Source organism: Kandleria sp. (genome assembly GCF_017934775.1).
Classification (GTDB): Bacteria; Bacillota_I; Bacilli_A; order Erysipelotrichales; family Coprobacillaceae; genus Kandleria; species Kandleria vitulina.
This window is the reverse complement of sequence record NZ_JAGBIX010000048.1, coordinates 22,788-29,162: the sequence shown is the minus strand read 5'-3', so window position 1 is coordinate 29,162 and position 6,375 is coordinate 22,788. Positions and strand designations below refer to the sequence as shown.

Below are 6,375 nucleotides of genomic sequence, written 5' to 3'. Positions count from 1 at the left end.
TGAAGAAGCGTCAAACCAATGTCATAATGCCAGCCAATTAGAGAGAAACAATTCACATCGAAAAAAGTTATTCACAGTGAATACCCTCTTTGCGCCCTTTTTTGGGGCTTTTTTCTTTACAAAAAGGACATGATGGAAAGGCTGAGAATCCATCATGCATGACTTGGTAATTTTAATGTAAAAAAGAGAGACGTAACGAAATGCTTAAATCATTTCGTTACAGCCTCTTTATTAATCATCATCAACAGAAAGAATAGCCATGAACGCTTCCTGAGGAATTTCAACACTTCCTACAGCCTTCATACGTTTCTTTCCTTCCTTCTGTTTTTCAAGAAGTTTCTTCTTACGAGAAATATCTCCACCGTAACATTTAGCTAATACATTCTTTCTGACAGCCTTAATATTAGTTCTGGCGATAATCTTTCCATTAAATGCTGCCTGAACAGGAATTTCAAACTGCTGTCTTGGAATAATTTCTTTTAGTTTATTACAGATGATCTTACCTCGATCATAAGCAAAATCTTTATGAACAATGGTACTTAAAGCATCTACGACTTCACCATTAAGCATAATATCCATCTTCTGTAGACGACTTGTACGATATCCTTCTAATTCATAATCAAATGAAGCATATCCCTTTGTACATGATTTCAATTTATCAAAGAAATCATAAACAATTTCAGATAAAGGAATAGAATAAATAACATTTCTTCTTGTATCATCAAGATATTCGATATTTACATATTCCCCTCGTTTATTTTGACAAAGTTCCATGATTGGACCAATAAACTCTTCTGGTGTCATAATAGAGGCTTTGACATAAGGTTCTTCTATATGATGAAGTTCAGTTGGATCAGGCATATCTGCTGGGTTATCAATGGCGACCATAGTCCCATCAGTACGATAAGTGTGATAAATAACAGATGGTGCAGTGGCAATAAGATCAAGATTAAATTCACGTTCTAATCTTTCCTCGATAACATCCATATGTAATAGACCTAAGAAACCACATCTAAAACCAAATCCTAAGGCCTGTGATGTTTCTGGTTCAAAGACAAGTGAAGAGTCACTTAAAACAATCTTTTCCAATGCTTCTCTTAAATCACCATAGCGGGCATTATCTACTGGATAAAGACCGCAGTAAACCATTGGATTCATACGCTTATAACCTGGCAATGGATCAGCAGATTGATTTTCTACTGTAGTGATTGTATCACCAACATGAACATCCTTGATTGTCTTAATGCTTGCAGCAATCCATCCAACTTCACCCGTAACAAGTTCATCCTGTTTCACTTCTTTTGGCGTATTGACACCAAGTTCAGTTACTTCATAAGTAGCACCAGTAGCCATAAACTGAATGTGATCACCAACTTTGATCTTACCTTCCTTGACACAGACAATAATGATTACACCACGATATGAATCATAATATGAATCAAAGATCAAAGCCTGCGTAGGATTGTCAATTGAACCTGTAGGTGCAGGTACATTCTTGACGATATCTTCTAAGACATCTTTAACATTAAGACCAGTCTTAGCAGAGATTCTAGGTGCATCTTCAGCAGGTAATCCAATATCATCTTCAATTTCCTTGATGACACGATCTGGATCAGCACTAGGTAAATCAATTTTATTGATAACTGGAAGAATCTCAAGATCATTATCTAGTGCCAGATAGACATTTGCTAAAGTCTGAGCTTCAACACCCTGTGCTGCATCTACAACTAAAACGGCACCTTCACAAGCAGCTAAGCTTCGTGAGACTTCATAAGAAAAATCGACATGACCCGGTGTATCAATCAAATGAAATAAATATGTTTTCCCATCATCGGCCTTATAGCGCAACTGTACAGCATTTAGCTTGATGGTAATGCCTCTTTCTCTTTCAAGTTCCATATTGTCTAACAGCTGATTTTTCATTTCACGATCACTTACAGTATCCGTTAACTGAAGAATACGATCAGCTAATGTACTCTTTCCATGATCGATATGGGCAATAATGGAAAAGTTTCTAATCAATGATTGATCTATCATATCGTAACTCCTTTACTTCAAAAAATAACTTTTTAGTTCCTCATCAAGAACACGAATTGTTTCAGCTTTAATATAAGTAATATACATATGCTCATATAAAGGCTGACCCTTCATATTCATTAATCTTCCCTTTACAGAGATAAAGCTTCCAGGCTGACAGATGTCTTTGATCATCTCAGCTAAAGAATGCCAGCAAACGATTGAAACAATCTCTTCAGGCTTGCTATTGAGGTCCATATCATAAGGCAAACCTACCTTGAGATGAAACAATGCATCTCCATGGGGACTCTGTAAAATCTTAAAATCAGGAACATCGACTAATCTTCCTATAAGAAATACTTCGTTAAACATAAAAACACCTCCACTAACATCATAGAATATTTTTATGTTAACGAATAAAATTTGTAGAAATTGACAGCCTATTTGCAGGAATTGACAACAACCATCGCGACAGCGTAGTCTTTTTCATGAGAAATAGAAATCATGGCGTTCTCATCATTTAGATAAGGACTGCCATCTTCGTGATTAAGAATCTCAATATCATGAAAAGCAATACCGCCAATTCCTTTATGATAAGCTTTCAGATAAGCTTCCTTGCCTGCAAAGCGGCCACCAAGAAATTCTCTTTTTCTTTTTTCTGAGTCTAGTTTCATAAAACAAGCATATTCTTTGCTTGAAAGAATATGCTTAATAAATCTCTCGTTTTTTAAATCAAAACGATTAAGATCGACAATATCTACACCAATGCCATTCATTATTCTTTGAATTTCTTTTCATATAGATTCATCAATTCGTCTAGACTCATATTATCATCAATTTCATCGATCAAGGAATCTTCCTCTGTCTTGAAATCTAATTTAAATTTACCAGTACGTTCTTCAATGATCTTAAGATCATCCTGAGTTTCTTCAGTTAAGGAAGCAATATTACGTAAACGATTTTCTACTGAATCGATAACTTCATCATTTTTCTTTTCTTTCTTTTCTTCCTTAACAACTGGAACTTCCTGTGTTTCATCAACTGCTGGTTTAGAAACAGCAGGTTCTTCAAACTTTTTATATTCCTTAGTTTCCTCTAAGTCCTTCTTTTCATTTTCTTCTTCATCAGGACCGTAGAATGGAGAAATAACGGGAATCAATTCATCATTATTAGTTCTGAATTTCTTTTTTCTAATCGCTTTTTTCTTAACGATAGGTGCTTCTTCTTCACTGACACGCAAACCACTAAAAGGAGAAATAATCTGTGTCATAACATATTCTTCACTTTTATCTTGAGCAGGTGCAGGTTTAGCCTTAGGCTTTTCAACTTCCTTGACAACCTTTTTAGGTTCTTCTTTTACTGCCTTAGGCGCAGGTTCTTTCTTTTCTTCAAATTCACTGTTATAAATCAGTGGTTCACTAAACTTTTCTTTTCTTCTTTTTTCAACGATAGGATCTAGAATAGGATCTAAATCTTCATCTTCGTCAAAATCATCGGATCCAAAGAGCCATTCTTTTAAAAAACTCATCCTTTCATCACCTCGAAATAGTGATCACCTTCATGGTAATCGTCTTCATCTAAATACAGTAAACCAGTCTTATCGCTAAGACCTAAATCTTTTCTGGAGCAAAGCATTCCTTCAGAAGGAACTCCCATCAATTCAGATGCTTCAATGACAGTACCATCTGGCATAACAGCTCCAGGCAATGCTACAACGGCTAGCTTTTCTTCTTTAAGATTACGAGAGCCACAGACAATCTGTACTTCCTGATCACCTAAATCTACTTGTGCAATATGAAGATTCATAGCTTCAGGATGCATCATAACTTCAGTAATATATCCAACTACAAAGTGATCATCGTAGTCACTTGAAACGCTGTCTTCTTTATAAGTTGAAAGATACTGATTAAGTCTTTCTACAAACGCTTCATTAATCTTAACCTTGCCTTCTTCAAGATGATCAAAATGCATTGATGCATTAAGAACATTATAGCCAATAACTTTTTCATCATCCTTCAAGATTACAAGATCATCTTTCTTCTCATAAGAAACAGTAGTTCCTTCATTAAATAATCTTACAAGTAAAATATCTCCAACGCTTTCTTTTCTATAAAAAGCATGTAAATTCATGTTATTCTCCCCTTACTTCATTCACAAATTTTTGCACTTGTTCACGTGTCTTTCTTAACTTATCAACATATCTGGCAACCTCTTTACCATCCTTATAGGCAATAAACGAAGGAATACCAAGGATATTAAGATCAATGCATAAATCTATCATCTGATCACGATCAACATAATACCAAGTGAAATCTTTATTTTCATCTACAATATCATTCATAAATGTTTTTGCAAAAATACAATCAGGACACCAGTCAGCACTAAACATGATAATTGACTGATTCTTTATTGCTTCTTCAAACGCTTCTAATGATGTAATCGCAATTAATTTATCCACGAATCTTCTCCTTATCTACCACCACATCAGCTCTATAGATAGGTCCATGTGGTGAAAATTTTCTTTCATATTCAGTCTGAATATTATCATCGTATCCTTCAGAATGATGAAGATCCAGACAGATATCTTCAAAAGTTAAACCGTAGTTCGCAAATGAAGATAAAGAATATTCAAACAAGCCACGATTATCTGTCTTAAAAACAAGATGACCCTGATCTTTAATAAGCTTCTTATAGACATCCAAGAAACTCTTATAAGTCAAACGTCTCTTTGTATGTCTCTTCTTAGGCCAAGGATCACTGAAATTCAAGAAGATTCCATCGATTTCTTCATCATCGAATACTTCATTCAATCTCACCGCATCTTCTTTAAGATAACGTAGATTGCTTGGAATTTCATCATTCTTAGCTTTCTTGACCGCAATCGTTAAAACTGTTGAATATTTTTCAATCCCGATAAAGTTCTTGTCAGGATATCTTTTTGCATTTTCTAAAATGAAATCTCCTTTTCCCATACCAATTTCAATGAAAATAGGATTATCATTACCAAAAATCTCATGCCACTTCCCTTTCACGTCAGTGGGATTTATATATACTAGTCCTTCCTGGGATAATAAATAGTCTAATGCTTCAGGATTATTTCTTAATCTCATGAGTACCTCCAAATACTTTCCTATTATAACATAGTTTTACCATATAAGCTATTGATTTCATCAGTAGTTAAAGGTCTATATTCCCCTTTCTTTAAAGATGAATCAAGTTTTACATCACCCATCTGGATACGCTTAAGAGAAAGGACCGGTTTTTCAATATAGCCAAACATTCTTTTGACCTGATGAAACTTGCCTTCGTGGATTGTCACATGACATTTCGTCTTATTCTCTTTAACTTCTATAATACGTAAATCACTTGATTGTGTCGTAAAATCCTTAAGAGGAATTCCTTTTTTAAAGACTTCCTGATCTTCTTCATTGACAATACCATCTGCAAGAACCTCATAGACTTTAGGAATATGTTTCTTTGGTGCCGTCAAAAGATGACCAAGTTCACCATCATTAGTCATAATCAAAAGTCCAGTTGTATCAATATCCAATCTTCCTACTGGAAAAAGTTCATGAATTGAAGGAATAAGTTCACATACAACCGGATGACTATCATCCTTTGTCGCACTAATATAACCTTCAGGCTTATAGAGCATATAGTATTCAAATTGACTATAATGGATCACTTCACCATCGAAAGCGATGATATCCTTTAACGGATCAATCTGTGTCTTATCTTTCTTGATGATTTCACCATTCACACTCACTCTTCCCTTCTTCAGGAAAGTCTTGACTTCCTTTCGAGAGCCAATCTTAGTGTTCGCTAAAAACTTATCAATTCTCATTTATAATCTCCTTATATGAAGTTTTCATCTTCTTATGATCCTTATCTTCATAATAGCGAATAAAAACTCTAATGCTCGTTTTCTTATACACCCTACCAGAAATCGCAATTCCTTTATAGAAATACTGCTTTTTATCTATCTTATTTAAAACAAGATGATAAGGATGACTATCAAAGAACCCAATCGATGGATGATATTCATCCTTGATTTCAGGACTATACGATAAAGCTTGGATATTATACATGCTCTCTTTAGGATTATCGATAATAACATTATAACTGTAATAATTACCAAGCTTATAGTACTTCACTTTAATATCACAAGGACATTCTGTATCAGCATGCCCTTTTTCTAGTGTCTTCACAACACTATTGTATCTATCTAGCTGTTTTTGATTAACATCGGATGATGATTTCGTACATCCTGTACATAGAATAATAGACAAAAAGAATATCAGTAGTTTTTTCATTTTTATCACCTTTACTAATTATAGCATGAAAATAAAAAGAAAGACT

General features: G+C 34.4%; 9 protein-coding genes. All 9 read right to left on the bottom strand.

The genetic code is table 11. The features are described from left to right. Nucleotides 1–231: 231 nt before the first annotated feature. The 9 genes from lepA to J6L95_RS05390 all read right to left on the bottom strand — a co-directional run bounded on the left by lepA (nt 232) and on the right by J6L95_RS05390 (nt 6,329). Nucleotides 232–2,037, bottom strand: a complete 1,806-nt coding sequence (gene lepA / locus J6L95_RS05430) for a translation elongation factor 4 (RefSeq protein WP_287458423.1) — start codon at nt 2,035–2,037, stop codon at nt 232–234. 12 nt (nt 2,038–2,049) lie between these two features. Continuing rightward, a complete protein-coding gene (locus J6L95_RS05425) occupies nt 2,050–2,388 on the bottom strand; it encodes a single-stranded DNA-binding protein (protein ID WP_029070495.1) in 339 nt (112 codons plus the stop codon). Between the two features lie 68 nt (nt 2,389–2,456). Beyond that, on the bottom strand, nt 2,457–2,792 hold the full coding sequence (gene acpS, locus J6L95_RS05420) for a holo-ACP synthase (protein ID WP_035876438.1): 336 nt from the start codon (nt 2,790–2,792) through the stop codon (nt 2,457–2,459). After that, nucleotides 2,792–3,544 carry a hypothetical protein gene (locus J6L95_RS05415; RefSeq protein WP_051550748.1) on the bottom strand — a complete coding sequence of 251 codons (753 nt, stop codon included), beginning with the start codon at nt 3,542–3,544 and terminating at the stop codon, nt 2,792–2,794. Before J6L95_RS05415 ends, acpS begins: the two co-directional genes overlap by 1 nt. Further along, the gene (ytpR, locus tag J6L95_RS05410; RefSeq protein WP_031588621.1) at nt 3,541–4,146 is read right to left on the bottom strand and encodes a YtpR family tRNA-binding protein; all 606 of its coding nucleotides are present in this window, start codon (nt 4,144–4,146) and stop codon (nt 3,541–3,543) included. Before ytpR ends, J6L95_RS05415 begins: the two co-directional genes overlap by 4 nt. 1 nt (nt 4,147) lies before the next feature. After that, nucleotides 4,148–4,474 (bottom strand): thioredoxin family protein, encoded by a 327-nt coding sequence (locus J6L95_RS05405; RefSeq protein WP_029073119.1) that lies wholly within the window; start codon nt 4,472–4,474, stop codon nt 4,148–4,150. Further along, nucleotides 4,467–5,126 (bottom strand): tRNA (guanosine(46)-N7)-methyltransferase TrmB, encoded by a 660-nt coding sequence (gene trmB, locus J6L95_RS05400; protein ID WP_287458422.1) that lies wholly within the window; start codon nt 5,124–5,126, stop codon nt 4,467–4,469. Before trmB ends, J6L95_RS05405 begins: the two co-directional genes overlap by 8 nt. 23 nt (nt 5,127–5,149) lie before the next feature. After that, the gene (locus J6L95_RS05395; protein ID WP_287458421.1) at nt 5,150–5,860 is read right to left on the bottom strand and encodes a pseudouridine synthase; all 711 of its coding nucleotides are present in this window, start codon (nt 5,858–5,860) and stop codon (nt 5,150–5,152) included. Then, nucleotides 5,850–6,329 carry a hypothetical protein gene (locus tag J6L95_RS05390; protein WP_287458420.1) on the bottom strand — a complete coding sequence of 160 codons (480 nt, stop codon included), beginning with the start codon at nt 6,327–6,329 and terminating at the stop codon, nt 5,850–5,852. The genes J6L95_RS05395 and J6L95_RS05390 overlap by 11 nt, the downstream gene beginning before the upstream one ends. Nucleotides 6,330–6,375: the final 46 nt, after the last annotated feature.

Coding starts and splice junctions, on each gene's coding strand:
- J6L95_RS05395 (WP_287458421.1), bottom strand. CDS start 5,860: ATGAGAATTGATAAGTTTTTAGCGAACACTAAGATTGGCTCTCGAAAG.
- ytpR (WP_031588621.1), bottom strand. CDS start 4,146: ATGAATTTACATGCTTTTTATAGAAAAGAAAGCGTTGGAGATATTTTA.
- J6L95_RS05390 (WP_287458420.1), bottom strand. CDS start 6,329: ATGAAAAAACTACTGATATTCTTTTTGTCTATTATTCTATGTACAGGA.
- J6L95_RS05415 (WP_051550748.1), bottom strand. CDS start 3,544: ATGAGTTTTTTAAAAGAATGGCTCTTTGGATCCGATGATTTTGACGAA.
- J6L95_RS05425 (WP_029070495.1), bottom strand. CDS start 2,388: ATGTTTAACGAAGTATTTCTTATAGGAAGATTAGTCGATGTTCCTGAT.
- lepA (WP_287458423.1), bottom strand. CDS start 2,037: ATGATAGATCAATCATTGATTAGAAACTTTTCCATTATTGCCCATATC.
- acpS (WP_035876438.1), bottom strand. CDS start 2,792: ATGAATGGCATTGGTGTAGATATTGTCGATCTTAATCGTTTTGATTTA.
- trmB (WP_287458422.1), bottom strand. CDS start 5,126: ATGAGATTAAGAAATAATCCTGAAGCATTAGACTATTTATTATCCCAG.